The sequence below is a fragment of the Orbaceae bacterium BiB genome (assembly GCA_036251205.1).
Taxonomy (GTDB): Bacteria; Pseudomonadota; Gammaproteobacteria; order Enterobacterales; family Orbaceae; genus Orbus; species Orbus mooreae.
In genome coordinates this window covers 1242851-1259249 of sequence record CP133958.1, presented here as the reverse complement: position 1 = coordinate 1259249, position 16399 = coordinate 1242851, and the positions used below count along the sequence as shown (strand labels likewise).

At 36.5% G+C, this 16399-nt stretch carries 13 protein-coding genes and 1 pseudogene; all 14 read left to right on the top strand.

The features are described 5' to 3' along the window. Positions 1-7: 7 nt before the first annotated feature. The 14 genes and pseudogenes from rsmH to ftsZ all read left to right on the top strand — a co-directional run bounded on the left by rsmH (position 8) and on the right by ftsZ (position 16351). Positions 8-940 carry a 16S rRNA (cytosine(1402)-N(4))-methyltransferase RsmH gene (gene rsmH, locus RHO11_05905; GenBank protein WVD62653.1) on the top strand — a complete coding sequence of 311 codons (933 nt, stop codon included), beginning with the start codon at positions 8-10 and terminating at the stop codon, positions 938-940. Further along, entirely contained in the window at positions 937-1266 is a 330-nt protein-coding gene (gene ftsL, locus RHO11_05900) for a cell division protein FtsL (GenBank protein WVD62652.1), read from the top strand. The genes rsmH and ftsL overlap by 4 nt, the downstream gene beginning before the upstream one ends. Beyond that, the gene (gene ftsI, locus RHO11_05895) at positions 1266-2990 is read left to right on the top strand and encodes a peptidoglycan glycosyltransferase FtsI (protein ID WVD62651.1); all 1725 of its coding nucleotides are present in this window, start codon (positions 1266-1268) and stop codon (positions 2988-2990) included. The genes ftsL and ftsI overlap by 1 nt, the downstream gene beginning before the upstream one ends. A gap of 41 nt (positions 2991-3031) precedes the next feature. Continuing rightward, positions 3032-4594: a UDP-N-acetylmuramoyl-L-alanyl-D-glutamate--2,6-diaminopimelate ligase gene (murE, locus tag RHO11_05890; protein WVD62650.1), complete on the top strand. Its 1563-nt coding sequence runs from the start codon at positions 3032-3034 to the stop codon at positions 4592-4594. Beyond that, on the top strand, positions 4591-5949 hold the full coding sequence (gene murF, locus RHO11_05885) for a UDP-N-acetylmuramoyl-tripeptide--D-alanyl-D-alanine ligase (protein WVD62649.1): 1359 nt from the start codon (positions 4591-4593) through the stop codon (positions 5947-5949). Before murE ends, murF begins: the two co-directional genes overlap by 4 nt. Positions 5950-5952: 3 nt before the next feature. Next, positions 5953-7035: a phospho-N-acetylmuramoyl-pentapeptide-transferase gene (gene mraY, locus RHO11_05880; GenBank protein WVD62648.1), complete on the top strand. Its 1083-nt coding sequence runs from the start codon at positions 5953-5955 to the stop codon at positions 7033-7035. Positions 7036-7050: 15 nt separating this feature from the next. Then, the gene (murD, locus tag RHO11_05875; GenBank protein WVD62647.1) at positions 7051-8376 is read left to right on the top strand and encodes a UDP-N-acetylmuramoyl-L-alanine--D-glutamate ligase; all 1326 of its coding nucleotides are present in this window, start codon (positions 7051-7053) and stop codon (positions 8374-8376) included. A 42-nt stretch (positions 8377-8418) separates the two neighbouring features. Beyond that, positions 8419-9525, top strand: a pseudogene (ftsW, locus tag RHO11_05870) (cell division protein FtsW). Then, a complete protein-coding gene (murG, locus tag RHO11_05865) occupies positions 9522-10586 on the top strand; it encodes an undecaprenyldiphospho-muramoylpentapeptide beta-N-acetylglucosaminyltransferase (protein ID WVD62646.1) in 1065 nt (354 codons plus the stop codon). The pseudogene ftsW and the gene murG overlap by 4 nt, the downstream one beginning before the upstream one ends. Positions 10587-10595: 9 nt before the next feature. Further along, the gene (gene murC, locus RHO11_05860) at positions 10596-12059 is read left to right on the top strand and encodes a UDP-N-acetylmuramate--L-alanine ligase (protein ID WVD62645.1); all 1464 of its coding nucleotides are present in this window, start codon (positions 10596-10598) and stop codon (positions 12057-12059) included. Further along, entirely contained in the window at positions 12059-12967 is a 909-nt protein-coding gene (locus RHO11_05855) for a D-alanine--D-alanine ligase (protein ID WVD62644.1), read from the top strand. The genes murC and RHO11_05855 overlap by 1 nt, the downstream gene beginning before the upstream one ends. 37 nt (positions 12968-13004) lie before the next feature. Beyond that, positions 13005-13832, top strand: a complete 828-nt coding sequence (locus RHO11_05850) for an FtsQ-type POTRA domain-containing protein (GenBank protein ID WVD62643.1) — start codon at positions 13005-13007, stop codon at positions 13830-13832. Positions 13833-13847: 15 nt separating this feature from the next. Next, complete coding sequence (gene ftsA / locus RHO11_05845) at positions 13848-15101, top strand: cell division protein FtsA (protein WVD62642.1); 1254 nt, start codon at positions 13848-13850, stop codon at positions 15099-15101. A 113-nt stretch (positions 15102-15214) separates the two neighbouring features. Then, positions 15215-16351, top strand: coding sequence for a cell division protein FtsZ (gene ftsZ / locus RHO11_05840; GenBank protein WVD62641.1), 1137 nt, complete (start codon positions 15215-15217; stop codon positions 16349-16351). The last annotated feature ends 48 nt before the right edge of the window (positions 16352-16399 follow it).

The window sequence follows — 16399 nt, the reverse complement described above, 5'->3', positions numbered from 1 at the left end:
GGTACATATGAATTATCAACATAAAACCGTATTATTAACCGAAGCAGTCGACGCACTTGCGATTAAGCAAGATGGTATTTATGTAGATGGTACTTTTGGTCGAGGTGGTCACTCTCGATTGATTCTTGAAAAACTTGGACCTAATGGGCGATTAATCGCGATTGACCGAGATTTAAATGCGATACAGGTTGCTAAAGAAATAGATGATCCTCGATTGACATTAGTCCATGGTCCATTTTCACAAGTCGCAAATTATGTTGAGGAACTAGGACTCACTGGTAAAATAGATGGATTTTTACTCGATTTAGGTGTTTCATCTCCACAACTCGACGATCCAGAACGCGGCTTCTCGTTTATGCGTGACGGCCCACTTGATATGAGAATGGATTGTACAAAGGGAATGTCGGCAAGCGAATGGTTAATGCAAAGTAGTGAAGAGGATATTGCTTGGGTACTAAAAACTTTTGGTGAAGAACGTTTTGCTAAACGTATTGCTCGGGCTATTGTTGAACAAAATCAAGAAAAAACCTTAACTCGCACATTAGAATTGGCAAATTTAATTAGTAATGCAAGCCCAATAAAAGAGCGTCATAAACATCCTGCGACGAGAAGTTTCCAAGCGATTCGAATTTATATCAATAGTGAGTTAGAAGAAGTTGAATCAGCATTAAGAGGGAGCTTAGAGATATTAAATGATCACGGTCGTTTAGCGGTGATTAGTTTTCATTCTCTAGAAGATCGAATTGTTAAGCAATTTATTGCCAAACAGAGTAAAGGACCTGATATTCCAAAAGGTCTTCCCTTAACGGAAGAGCAGATCAAAAAATATGGTTCATGTACATTAAAATCTTTAGGTAAAGAAAAACCATCAAAGCAAGAGATTGATGATAATGCTCGTTCACGTAGTGCAATATTGCGTATTGCTGAGCGTATTAGATGAGTATTAATCAAAAAACTAAGTTTAGCTTAGTGAGATTAATTGTTGATGATTTATTTAAAACGCAAAAGTTATCGTTATTTCTGGTCATATTGATCATTGTTTCAGCTGTTGTTGTGTTATGGACAACGCAACAAACTAGAAAACAACTTTTTGCTCAGGAGCAATTGGTACTAGAACGAGATGTATTAGAAAGTGAATGGCGAAATTTAATAATTGAAGAAAATGTATTAGCCGATCCTAAACGGATTGAACAGAAGGCTAATTTATTGGGGATGCAATATGTGTCACCGAAAAATGAGACAGTAATTGTTATAAAGAATAGATAATGAAAACAGCAAAGAAAAAAATAACTGATAATAAATTTTTTGCCAAATGGCGTTTCTATGTGATTTATGGTTTTATTTTGGTCGCTGTTTTAGGATTAGTGGTCAAATTAGCGTTATTACAATTAGTTGATCCAGAACGGTTAATTATTGAAGGTGATAAGCGTTCAATTCGTTATCAAGATGTTGGTGTGCCTAGAGCTATGATTCTAGACAGAAATGGTAGGGCATTAGCAGTTAGTGTTCCAATGTATGATGTTTGGGCTGATCCTAAAATCATATTACAATCTGCTAATTTTGATATTAATGATTTGAAGTGGCAAGAGCTGGCCAAAACACTTTCAATGCCAGTAGCGACACTAGAGAAAAAAATTAATCAAAAGTCATTACGTTTTGTCTATCTAGCGAAACAGATTACACCAACGAATGCTGATTATTTGAAAAAATTGAAATTACCAGGGATTAATTTTGACAAAACCTCAAAACGGTATTATCCGGCTAGTAAGATGACGGCTCAGCTAATAGGGTTAACAAATATTGATAATAATGTTGAAGTGGGTTCTGAAGGATTAGAAAAAAGTTTTAATAGTTGGTTAATTGGTGAATCGGGACAAAGGGTTGTTAGGCGTGATCGATTTGGGCGTGTTATTGAAGAGTTGGAACGCGTAGACGGTGAAGCCGCTGTTGATTTAGTATTGAGTATTGATGAGCGCTTACAGTCTTTGGTTTATAAAGAGTTAGCTCAAGCGGTTGAATTTAATAAAGCTGATAGCGGGACGGCTGTATTAGTCGATATCCATACTGGTGAAATTCTAGCAATGGCAACTAATCCAGCTTATAACCCAAATAATCGTACGAAAATTGATCCAAGTTTATTAAGAAATCGTGCCGTAACCGATGCATTTGAGCCAGGATCAACAGTTAAGCCTCTTGTGGTTATGGCTGCTCTTGAGAAAAAGATAGTTGATTTGAATACGGTTATAGATACTAGACCGTTTTATTTGAATAGATATGAGGTTAAAGACGTTTCATACCAAAAATCACTTAATCTTGCTGGAATTTTAGAAAAATCGAGTAATGTTGGTGTGAGTAAGTTGGCTTTACAGATGGAACCTCAAGATGTAGTTAGTTTTTATGCTAGATTTGGTTTGGGTCAATCGACAGGATTGGGTATCGGTGGAGAGTCAACAGGTACTATATCAGCGAATAGAAAACGTTGGTCTGATATAGAAAGAGCCACATTTTCATTTGGTTATGGATTAATGGCTACTCCGTTACAATTAGCCAGAGCATATGCAACAATTGGTAGTTATGGTATTTACCGACCGGTTTCTATTTTAAAAGTAAATGGTGCTGTTAAAGGTCAGCGCGTGATTGATGAAAAAATAGCTAAAACGGTTGTTGAGTTAATGGAAGCTGTCGCGGTTAGCGGTGGGGGTGTCAAAGCTTCTGTTCCTGGCTATACAGTGGCGGTGAAGACGGGGACCGCTAAAAAATTAGGTACGACAGGTAAGTATATTAACCAATATATTGCTTACACAGCGGGGATTGCTCCTGCAACTAACCCAAAATACTCATTGGTTGTCATTATTGATAACCCAAAAGCAGGTCAATATTATGGTGGAACGGTATCTTCCCCTGTCTTTAGCCGAATTATGGGGGGAGTACTAAGAACAATGAATATAGAACCAGATAAGAATTTAGATAGTCAGATGATTATTTACTAATAGATGTTATAGATATCGGAGTTATAGAGGACAAAAAGATAGTGGCTACTTACAATACTAAACAATTGATCGAATATTTTTCAGCTCAAATGCCCGTTTCTGAGAGAGGAAAGGTATTACCTTTTGAATATGAAGATATTAATCAGTTAGTATTAGATAGTCGACAAGTTAAGAAAAAAACACTTTTTGTTGCATTAAAAGGCGCTAATTACGATGGACGAGAGTTTATTCCTAAAGCGATTGAGTCTGGGGCTGTTGCTATTTTAGCTGAAACTGATGATATGGGTAAAAATGGTATTATCACCTGTCTTTTTGCTAATAATAAAAAAATCCCACAAATAACAGTTTATAAATTAGCAGAAAAATTATCAGAATTTGCTGGTGAATTTTACGGCGAACCTTCTAAAGAGATGTTAGTTGTTGGTGTAACTGGTACGAATGGAAAAACGACAGTAACTCAGCTTATTGCACAATGGGCTGATTTAATTAATGAAAAATCGGCGGTGCTTGGAACAATTGGTAATGGTGAACTAGGTAAACTCACTCCTGCAATAAATACCACTCCATCTGCGGTAGATACACAAGGTTATCTTGCTAATTTTCTATCTAAAAAAGTTAAGTTAGTTGCAATGGAAGTTTCATCTCATGGACTTGCTTTGGGTCGAGTTAAAGGTGTTGACTTTGCTGCTACGGTATTTACTAATTTAAGTCGTGATCATTTAGATTTTCACCGCACAATGACTAAATATGAACAGGCTAAATGGTCTTTGTTCTCACCTTTAACTGATAAATTAGCGGTGAAAAGTTCTGGTAAAAAGATTATTAACTATGATGATAAAGTCGGTAAACGCTGGATCGATAAATTAGATGACGCCATTATTGTTTCTACGTTACCCAAAAATTTAAAAAATATTCGTCAATTAGGTAAACCTTATGTCGGTGTACATAAAATCGTTTATCATAATAAAGGCACATCAATTTACTTCGATTCAAGTTTTGGGCGAGGAGAATTAGAGAGCCGTTTATTTGGAGAATTTAATGTCTCGAACCTATTGTTAGCATTTTGTACATTACTTGCATTAGGCTTTCCTTTCTATGTTTTAGTCAATACTGCATATCATCTACAGCCTGTTATTGGTCGAATGGAGATATTCAAAGAAAAAAATAAACCTACTGTAATCGTTGACTATGCGCATACTCCTGATGCATTAGATAAAGCACTAAGTGCAGCAAAAGAACATTGTACGGGAGCATTGTGGGTAATATTTGGTTGTGGGGGAGATAGAGATAAAGGTAAACGTCCTTTAATGGCTAAGGTTGCTCACTCTTATTCTAGTCATATTATTGTTACCAATGATAATCCTAGGACTGAAGATGCCAAAATGATTATTAATGACATTATGGCCGGATTTAGTGAAACTAAGTCTATTAAAGTGATTCAAGATCGCAAAAAAGCAATCCAGTGGGCGGTTAATCATGGTGATGAAAATGATATTATTCTTGTTGCAGGTAAAGGCCATGAAGAGTATCAGATCATTGGGCAAAAAAAATATCGCTATTCAGATCGTAAAGTAGTGAGCCAATTATTAGGAATTACACTATGATACCAGTATCAGTTAAGGAACTCTTAAATATTGTAGATGGTCAGTCAATAGCTATTACTGATCATAATCTATTTATTGATCAAATCAGTATTGATTCTCGACAGATCATTTCAGGTTGTTTATTTGTTGCCCTTGTTGGGGACAAATTTGATGGTCATGATTTTGCTAAACAAGCTATTTTATCCGGAGCTAGTTTAGTTTTAGTTAATCACCAGGTTGGAGAGGACATCCCTCAAATAATTGTTAAAGATACACTTGCTGCTTTAGGCAAGTTAGCTTCATGGGTTCGCAACCAATCAACCGCTAAATTTGTTGCGTTGACAGGTTCTTCTGGGAAAACCTCTGTTAAAGAGATGACCGCTGCAATTTTATTACAATGTGGCAATACGTTATTTACTAAAGGTAATTTTAATAATGATATTGGAGTACCTTTAACGCTATTCCGATTAACCTCTGAAAATCAATTTGCTGTTATTGAATTAGGTGCAAACCATATTGGTGAAATTGAATATACAACTCAAATTGTTAAGCCACAAAGTGCACTAATTAATAATATATCCGAGGCGCATTTAGAAGGGTTTGGTTCTTTAGATGGTGTAGCTAAAGCAAAAAGTGAAATATTTTTAGGACTTCCTGAGAATGGTACTGCAATCATCAATATGGATTGTTACCGAAAGGATTGGCTTAGCCGTTTATCTGGTAAGAAAATAGTGATGTTCTCTTTAGATAATTTTGATGCTGATTTTTATGCTAAGGCCATTTCTCAAGATGTAATAACTCAGTTTATTCTACATACTCCAAATGGCGAAATATCAATTAGTCTGTCGCTCTTAGGTTTACACAATGTTTCTAATGCGGTAGCTGCATCTGCGTTAGCGATATCAGTTGGAGCTAAATTAGAACAGATAAAAGAAGGATTACAGTCAGTACAACCTGTTAAAGGCCGCCTATATCCAATTAAATTAAATGATAAACAACTTATTTTAGATGATTCATATAATGCAAATATAGGATCAATGACTGCAGCTATCCATGTTCTTGCACAACAGAAAGGTTATCGAGTATTAGTGGCGGGTGATATGGCCGAACTCGGCGATGATTCAGCTAAACTTCATCAACGAATTGGTGAAGAAGCGAAAAGTTCGGGATTAGATTGTGTGATTACTGTTGGCAAAAATAGCCAGCTAATTAGTCAATATAGTCGTGTTGGTCATCATTTTGAGAATAAACAACAAGCGACTACGTTTTTAAGACAGATATTAAATGAACATCCGATTGCAACAATATTAATTAAAGGTTCTCGGAGTTCAAAAATGGAAGAAATTATTCATAATCTTAACAATTATCAGGATTAAATCATGTTATTTTGGTTATCTAATTTTTTAGTGAAATATGTAACGTTTTTCAATGTGTTTTCATATGTCACTGTAAGATCGATTTTAGCGCTATTAACAGCGTTGATTATTTCATTGTTACTTGGCCAAAAAGTTATTGATTGGCTACAAAAATTACAAATAGGACAAGTCATTCGTAATGATGGGCCAGAAAGTCATTTAAGTAAAAAAGGTACCCCAACAATGGGGGGAACGCTAATTTTAGCGTCAATTACTATTTCTGTTTTATTATGGGCTGACTTGAAAAATCCGTATGTGTGGATCGCGTTATTTGTTTTAATTGGTTATGGTATTGTTGGTTTTGTTGATGATTACTTGAAAGTGGTTAGGAAAAATACCGATGGGTTAATTGCGCGTTGGAAATATTTTTGGCAATCTGTAATTGCTTTAATCGTCGCATTTGGGCTTTATATTTATGGTAAAGATACAGCTGTAACATCGTTGGTTATTCCATTCTTTAAAGATGTTATGCCTCAATTAGGTCTATTTTTTATTCTATTAACTTATTTTGTTGTCGTTGGTGCAGGGAATGCGGTCAATTTGACTGATGGATTAGATGGATTAGCAATTGTGCCAACCATTATGGTTGCTGCCGGTTTTGCTTTAGTCGCTTGGGCTACTGGTACAGTAAGTTTTGCACAGCATCTGCATATTCCTTATATTCGTTATAGTGGTGAATTGATGATAGTTTGTATGGCTATTGTCGGTGCAGGGCTAGGTTTCTTATGGTTTAATACTTATCCTGCTATGGTGTTTATGGGGGATGTTGGTTCTCTAGCACTAGGTGGAGTTCTTGGTATTATTGCAGTTTTATTGAGACAAGAGTTCTTGTTATTGATTATGGGCGGGATTTTTGTTGTTGAAACCCTATCAGTTATTTTACAAGTTGGTTCATTTAAACTAAGAGGAAAACGAATTTTCCGAATGGCGCCTATTCATCACCATTATGAACTAAAAGGATGGCCTGAGCCTAGAGTTATTGTGCGGTTTTGGATTATCTCATTAATGCTAGTTCTAATTGGGCTTGTGACTTTAAAATTACGTTAAGTAAGTGGTGCGAATATGATTAACTATCAAGGGAAAAATGTTGTTATTATCGGTTTAGGAGTCACTGGGTTATCCTGTGTTAATTACTTCTTGGCTAAAAACGTTATTCCTAAAGTTATTGATACTCGCGAAAAACCGAGTGGATTGGAGAGCTTAGATAAACGAATATCATATCATTTAGGTAGTTTAAATAGTGATTGGATTTTATCTGCTGATTTAATTGTGGTTAGCCCTGGAATTTCACTCGCTACGACTGAACTGATGCAGGCAAAGCGCTTAGGTATTGAAATTATCGGTGATATTGAGCTTTTTTGCCGTGAAGTAAATCAACTCAAAAATAAAAAAATAGCGGCCATTACTGGTTCTAATGGTAAAACAACAGTAACAACGCTTGTCGGTGCAATTGTCGAGGCTGCCGGAATTAAAGTCGGTGTTGGTGGAAATATAGGTAAACCAGCATTAACTTTATTACAAGATGATTGCGATATTTTTGTTTTAGAACTTTCTAGTTTTCAGCTAGAGACGACTTATAGTTTACAGGCAACAGCTGCAACGATTTTAAATATATCTGAAGATCATATGGATCGTTATCCAGAAGGGATTATGCAGTATGTTACGGCTAAACAACGTATTTATACTAATGCAAAAAATTGTATTATTAATCATGATGATAAATTAACATATCTATTGGAATCAGATAATAATAAAACTATTGAGTTTGGTTTACAAAGTGGGTTATATCATCTCGATTCATCATATCAATATTTGATGTGTGATGAACAAATTGTTTTAGATACAAAGAAAATGAAGTTACTAGGCGTACATAATTATTTAAATGCCTTAGCAACATTGGCGATAACAGATGTGTTAGGGATTCAAAGAACAATTAGTCTTGATGTAATTACAAATTTTTATGGCTTATCACATCGTTTTGAGCTGGTATTTGAAAATAATGGTGTTAGATGGATTAATGATTCTAAAGCTACTAATGTTGGTAGTACAGAAGCCGCATTAAGAAGTGTGATTTGTCAGGGAACATTGTATCTTTTACTCGGTGGCGATGGTAAGGCCGCTGATTTTTCTCCATTAACGCCTTATTTATTAAAACAACAAAATATTGCTATTTACTGTTTTGGTCGAGATCGTGAACAATTAGCGATGTTAAGGCCTGAAGTAACAACTATTGTATCAACAATGAAAGAGGCGATGATTGAGATATCACATAAAACTCAATCTGGTGATATTGTTTTATTATCGCCGGCTTGTGCTAGTTTAGACCAGTTTAAGAACTACGCAGAACGGGGTAATATTTTTGCAACATTAGCGAAGGAACTTGGGTAAATGAATCTATTTCAAATAAAAAGCCAAGTTAGTGGACCCGGGATGTTATATGATCGTTCATTATTATGGGCAATCATTGGATTAATGATATTCGGTGTGTTAATGGTCACTTCAGCATCTATGGCAATGAGTGAGAATCGACCATTTTTTTATACTCAGCGAGAATTAATACAATTAGGTATGGCGCTATCGGTTATGTTGATTGCACTTTATGTACCGACAGCTCGTTGGAAGCAAGCCAGTATGCCATTGTTGATACTGACTATCATTATGTTGATTGCTGTTTTATTTGTCGGTTCTTCAATTAAAGGTGCATCACGATGGATTCCATTAGGGATCTTCAATTTCCAGCCTGCGGAGTTATCAAAATTAGCGCTATTTTGTTATCTAGCTAGCTATCTTGCACGAAAGTTTGAAGAAGTCCAAAGTAGTTTTTGGGGATTCTTTAAACCAATGACAGTGATGCTAGTGTTATCACTACTATTATTAAAGCAGCCAGATTTAGGTACTGTTATTGTACTATTTTCTGTGACTTTAGGTGTGCTATTTATTGCTGGTGCAAGATTATGGCAATTCATTGCGATATTAGGTTCTGGTGTATTTTCTGTAGTATTACTAATTTTATTTGAGCCATACCGATTAGTTCGTTTTACAACTTTTCTTGATCCCTGGAAAGATCCAACAGGATCTGGGTATCAATTAACGAGCTCATTGATGGCGATAGGGAATGGTGGTTTTTGGGGGCAAGGATTAGGTAACTCTGTTAGGAAATTAGGTTATTTACCTGAGGCTCATACCGATTTTATTTTTTCTATTATTGCGGAAGAACTTGGTTATGTCGGCGTCATTGCTATTTTGGCTCTGTTATTCTTTTTAACGTTTAAGGCATTATCTATTGGCTATCGTTCATTAAACTCCGGTTCTTTATTTTCAGGATATCTCGCTTGTCAAATCGGAATTTGGTTCGGTTTTCAGACTTTTGTCAATATTGGCGTGACATCGGGTATGTTACCAACTAAAGGATTAACACTACCGTTTATTAGTTATGGCGGCTCAAGTCTTATTATAATGAGTCTGGCTGTTGCATTATTGCTCAGAATTGATTTTGAGTTTCGTCAAGAGCGAATTCAAGCAAGGGTAAAAAAATGACAAAAAAAATATTAATTATGGCTGGTGGTACTGGAGGTCATGTTTTTCCAGGACTAGCCGTAGCAAATGAGTTAAGTAAACAAGGTTGGCAAATACGTTGGCTTGGTACTGCTGATCGTATGGAGGCGCAATTAGTGCCTAAATATGGTATCGAAATTGATTTTATCAAAATATCAGGTATTCGAGGGAAAGGTATTGTTGCTAAATTGTTATCACCTATTCGAATTTTCAAAGCAGTCATGCAGGCAAGAAAAATTATTAAAGCTTATCAGCCTGATGTCGTATTAGGTATGGGTGGGTATGTTTCTGGACCTGGCGGAATTGCAGCTAAACTTTGTGGTGTACCGATTGTTCTACATGAACAAAACGGTATTGCTGGATTAACGAACCAATGGTTAGCAAAAATAGCATCGACAGTATTACAGGCATTTCCTTCCGCGTTTAAAAATGCCAAAGTAGTGGGTAACCCAGTTAGAGATGATCTACTCTCTTTACCATCACCTGCCGATAGATTTGCTCATCGTGAAGGAAAAATTCGTATATTAGTCATGGGTGGTAGCCAAGGTGCTAAAATTCTAAATGACGTTATTCCTGTGGCATTTAAGTCTGTTGCTGATAAATTTATTATTTGGCATCAAACGGGTAAGGGAGCTCAAGAATCCGTACTAAAATCGTATCAAGATATTGATATGACTGAAAACAAAGTATCTGAATTTATTGATGATGTTGCCGAAGCATATAGTTGGGCTGATTTAGTTATTTGTCGTAGTGGCGCACTAACTGTGAGTGAAATCGAGGTTGTTGGTCTTGGTGCAATATTTGTCCCTTTTATGCATAAAGATCGTCAGCAGTACTGGAATGCTAAACCTTTACAAGATATCGGTGCAGCACAAATTATTGAGCAGATGGATTTTACTTCTGATACATTAGTTAGCCTATTAAAGTCTATCGACCGTAATGTATTATTAGATATGGCCAATAAAGCTAGTAGCCTTGCTGTAAGAGATTCTGCTTTAGAAGTAGCAGAAGCGATAAATGACAATGTAATTAACATTAAATAAAGATTGATTATGAATGCAAAAAAATTAGAGGAATTGAGAGCTATCATTCCAGAAATGAAACGCGTTAAACATATCCATTTTGTTGGTATTGGTGGCGCAGGCATGGGCGGTATTGCTGAAGTGTTAGCTAACGAAGGGTATGAAATTAGCGGTTCAGATATTGCTGAAAATTCGGTGACACAGAATTTATCCTCTTTAGGTGCTACGATTGTAATTGGTCATCGAGCTGAAAACGTTATTGGTGCAAGTGTAGTGGTAATATCATCGGCTATTTCTGATGAAAATATTGAAGTTGTTACTGCTTTAGAAGCAAGAATTCCTGTTATTCAGCGAGCTCAGATGCTCGCCGAATTAATGCGATTTAGATATGGTATTGCTATTGCTGGTACTCATGGTAAAACGACTACTACTGCAATGGTGACAGCAATTTATGCAGAAGCTAAACTTGATCCAACATTTGTTAATGGTGGGTTAGTCAAAGCAGCCGGTACACATGCTCGATTGGGTAGTAGCCGATATTTTATTGCTGAAGCGGATGAAAGTGATGCTTCATTTTTACATCTACAACCGATGGTATCGATTGTTACTAATATCGAAGCTGACCATATGGATACTTATCAAGGTAATATAGAGAATCTAAAACAGACCTTTATTACTTTTTTACGAAATTTACCATTTTATGGCTTGGCGATAATGTGTTACGACGATCCGATTAACCGAGAGTTGTTACCTATTGTAGGTCGAAAGATTATTACTTATGGTTTTAGTGAAGATGCTGATGTTGTGATTAAAAATTACCGACAAGTGTTGAACCATAGCTATTTTACTGTTGCTCGTTCTGGTTTACCTGAATTAAGTATTGAGCTTAATGCACCAGGAAAACATAATGCATTAAATGCTACTGCTGCACTAATCGCTGCAACTGAGGATGGTATTGATGACCATTATATTCTTGCTGCATTAGCTAAATTTGGAGGCACAGGTCGACGCTTTGATTTTCTAGGTTCATATTCTCATCCTAATGGTGGAGACATCATGCTAGTTGATGATTATGGGCATCATCCAAGTGAAGTAAATGTAACAATTCAAGCTGCGAAAAATGGTTGGTCAGAAAGACGTCTAGTTATGATTTTCCAACCGCATCGGTATACAAGAACGCGGGATCTTTTTGAGGATTTTACTACTGTTTTATCGCAAGTTGATGTATTAATTATGTTGGACGTTTATTCCGCAGGGGAACAACCTATTGCAGGAGCAGATAGTCGAACACTATGTAGAACAATTCGTAATCGAGGCAAAGTTGATCCAATTTATGTATCTGATCCCGATACATTACCACAAATGTTGGCTGAAGTATTACAGGGTGGAGACTTATTATTAACTCAAGGTGCGGGTAGTGTAGGCAAAATTGCCAATCATTTATCTAAAATCGGATTATTTGCACAAGAATTATTGTTAGAAGGTAATAAATAATGGCTGATAAAGTTGCTGTATTACTAGGTGGAACATCTGCTGAGCGAGAAGTTTCTTTAAAATCAGGGGCTGCGGTATTAAAAGGTTTATTAGAAAAAGGTGTTGATGCATATGCCATCGATACTAAAACATACCCTATTACGCAACTCAAAAGTGATGGATTTACTAAAGCATTTATCGCTTTACACGGTCGAGGTGGTGAAGATGGGATTACTCAGGCAATTTTAAGTTATCAAAATATTCCTTATACGGGTAGTGACGTGTTATCTTCTGCTCTAACAATGGATAAACTAAAAACCAAATTGATTTGGAAATCATCTAATTTGCCGGTTGCAGATTATGTTATGGTAGAAAAAGGACAAGCCATTTGTTGCGAGAGTATTATTAAACAACTTGGTTTACCTGTATTTGTAAAACCGAGTCATGAAGGTTCTAGTGTTGGTATGAGTCGAGTGAATGATGTTAAAGATTTACCATTAGCGCTTGAACAAGCATTTCAATTTGATGATTGTGTTATGGTTGAAGCATTTTTATCGGGTGCTGAGTACACTGTTGCTATTGTTGGGGATCATGTTTTACCAACAATTAAAATTCAACCTGCAACATCGTTTTATGATTATAATGCTAAGTATCTTTCTGATAAAACACAATATTTTTGTCCAAGCGGTTTGGATGAACAGCAAGAGATGGCGCTAAGAGATCTGGCATTAAGAGCTTATCAAGCTGTGGGTTGTCGTGGCTGGGGACGCGTTGATGTTATGTTTAGTCAAGAAGGTAAACCATATTTATTAGAGGTTAATACTGCACCAGGTATGACTGATCATAGTCTGGTTCCTATGGCCGCAAAACAGCAAGGTTGGTCTTTTAGCGATTTAGTATATAAGATTTTGACTTTAGCAAAAATTTAGATGAATTAAACAATATATAAATTGTAAGAATATTGATATGAAAAAAGCACGACAGGCTGCACAGAGAAAAGAAGCGAAAAAAATTTTTTTTCTGTTTGCTAATATTGAACAGTTTGTTAGCTTTTTATTTTTTATAATAGTTATATCGTTAAGTGCTTGGATTGTGGTTGCGGTAAAAAATTGGGTTGATAATCCTGAACGTGTTGTTTTATCTCAGTTAACGTTAACGGGTGATCATGTTTTTACAACAGAGGATGATGTACGTAAAGCAATTTTGGGATTAGGGCTACCAAATACTTATATTGCACAAGATGTTGATGATATTCAACAAGAAATTATGCGTCTACCATGGGTCAAGCAAGTTAGTGTTCGTAAGCAGTGGCCGGATCGTTTAATTGTCCATGTCGTTGAACATCAACCACGTTATGTGTGGAACGATGTTTTTTTACTGGATCAGTATGGGACTGTTTTTAGTGTACCGAAAGATCGATTTGATAGTAGTGATCTACCTAAATTGTCAGGGCCAATAGGTAAAGAAAAATTTATTTTAGAAACGTTTAATCAATTAGATGCTATTTCGATGAAGCTAGCGAGTCGAGATGTAGCACTTCGAATAGGGGAAGCGCATGCCGATGATCGTAATGCGTGGCAATTGGTTGTAAAATTATGTGTTACTGGATTTTGTGTAGATAATCAAAATATTACGCTAAATTTGGGGAGAGAAAAAACAATTGAACGATATGAGCGTTTTGTTCGTTTTTTTGCTGACATTCAAGCTCGTCTACCTCAAAATGAAAAATTAGTTGAAGTTGATTTACGTTACGAAAACGGTATTTCAGTTAAAAAACAGAAAATAGAGAATTAATTAGGGCGAAGAAGTATGAAAACAACAGATAAAAAGTTAGTTGTTGGACTAGAGGTTGGTACATCTAAAGTACTTGCACTTGTTGGTGAAGTACTTCCTGATGGTATTGTAAATATTATTGGAGTGGGTCATTGTCCATCAAAAGGCGTTGATAAAGGCGGCGTTAATGATCTTGAATCTGTTGTAAAATCTATTCAACGCGCAGTTGATCAAGCTGAACTTATGGCTGATTGCCAAATATCTTCGGTATATCTAGCACTATCAGGTAAGCATATCCGTTGCCAGAATGAAATTGGTATGGTGCCCATTGCGGCAGAAGAAGTGACTGTTGATGATGTCGAAAATGTTGTTCATACCGCTAAATCAGTTAGAATTTTGGATGATCATCGAATTTTACATGTTATTGCTCAAGAATATTCTATTGATTTGCAGGAAGGGATAAAAAATCCAATTGGCTTGTCTGGTGTTCGAATGAAATCAAAAGTACACCTGATTACTTGTCATAATGATATGGCTAAAAATATTGTCAAAGCTGTTGAACGATGCGGTCTTAAAGTTGATCAACTTATTTTTTCTGGATTAGCTTCAAGCGATGCTGTACTGACAAATGATGAGAAAGAGTTAGGCGCGTGTGTAATTGATATTGGTGGTGGTACCATGGATATCTCTGTTTATACTGGTGGGGCTTTACGTCATTCTGTTGTTATCCCTTATGCTGGCAATGTTGTAACGAGTGATATTGCTTACGCATTCGGCACACCTCCGATGGATGCTGAAAATATAAAAATTAAATATGGCTGTGCAACAGGAGCGCTTGTTGGAAAAGATGAAGTTATCGACGTACCTAGTGTTGGTGGTCGTCCATCAAGAACGCTACAGAGACAAACACTTGCGGATGTTATAGAGCCTAGGTATACCGAACTATTAACGTTAGTACAAAAAGAGCTAACGCAGTTACAAGAAAGCCTCAAACAACAAAATGTAAAACACCAGCTGGCGGCAGGGATCGTGCTTACAGGTGGCGCTGCTCAGATCAAAGGACTTGTAGAGTGTGCTGAAAAAGTTTTTCAAAATCAAGTTAGGATTGGATATCCACTTAATATTTCAGGATTAACTGATTATGTTCAAAAGCCTTATTGTTCAACGACTGTAGGCCTTTTGCACTATGGCAAGCAAAGTATATTAAATGGTGATGATAGTATAAAAAATAAATCATCAATAAAGGGATTAGTTAAACATCTAACCGGTTGGTTTAAAAAAGAGTTTTAGCTAAAAATATTATAATAATTCATGCATTAACTGCGTGACTTTACGAGTGCTTATCTGTAGAATATTAGCTAAGCGTTTTGTAGATGCAGGTAATATCAATTTGGAGAGTAATTATGTTTGAACCGATGGTTGCATCAAATGAACCAGTTATAAAAGTTATCGGTGTTGGCGGTGGCGGTGGTAATGCTGTTGAGCACATGGTCACCGAGCATATTGAAGGTGTTGAATTTTTTGCTGCTAATACAGATGCACAAGCATTAAGAAGAATTCGCGTTGGTCAAACAATCCAAATCGGTAGTAATGTAACTAAAGGTTTAGGTGCTGGGGCTAACCCAGAAGTAGGTAAGACTTCTGCTCAGGAAGATCGCGATGTAATTCGAAGTGCACTTGAAGGTGCTGACATGGTGTTTATCGCGGCGGGTATGGGTGGTGGTACTGGTACTGGTGCTGCTCCTGTCGTTGCGGAAATTGCAAAAGAGTTAGGTATCCTTACTGTTGCCGTCGTAACTAAACCATTTGGTTTTGAAGGTAAAAAGCGAATGGCTTTTGCTGAACAAGGAATTACCGAGTTAGCAAAACATGTTGACTCATTGATTACTATTCCAAATGATAAATTACTTAAGGTTTTGGGACGTGGAGTTACCCTACTTAATGCTTTCTCAGCTGCTAATGGTGTATTAATGGGTGCAGTACAAGGTATTGCTGAGTTGATTACTAAACCAGGTATCATTAATGTTGACTTTGCAGACGTTCGTACTGTTATGTCTGAAATGGGTTATGCAATGATGGGTTCAGGTAAAGCATCAGGTGATAACCGAGCTGAAGAAGCTGCCGAAATGGCAATTTCTAGTCCATTATTGGAAGATATTGATTTATCTGGAGCTAGAGGTGTATTAGTTAATGTTACAGCTGGTTTTGATTTAAGCTTGGAAGAATTTGATACAGTTGGTCGTACCGTTCAAGCATTTGCCTCTGATAATGCAACAGTTGTTGTTGGGTCAACGATTGATCCTGAAATGAGTGATGAAATTCGCGTTACTGTTGTTGCAACTGGTATCGGTATGGATAAACGTCCGGAAGTGAAAATTGCTACGCAATCAATGACTCCGCGTCCGACTTATCAACAACCAGCACCGAGCGTGCAACCAGAGGTGAAGTCAGCGCAAGTGGTGAATGAACACGCTACTTCAAATGTAAGTAAAGAAGATTATTTAGATATACCTGCTTTTTTACGAAAACAGGCAGATTAATTGAACTTATTTATAACGTTAATGTCAAAAGCTATATGGAATAAATCG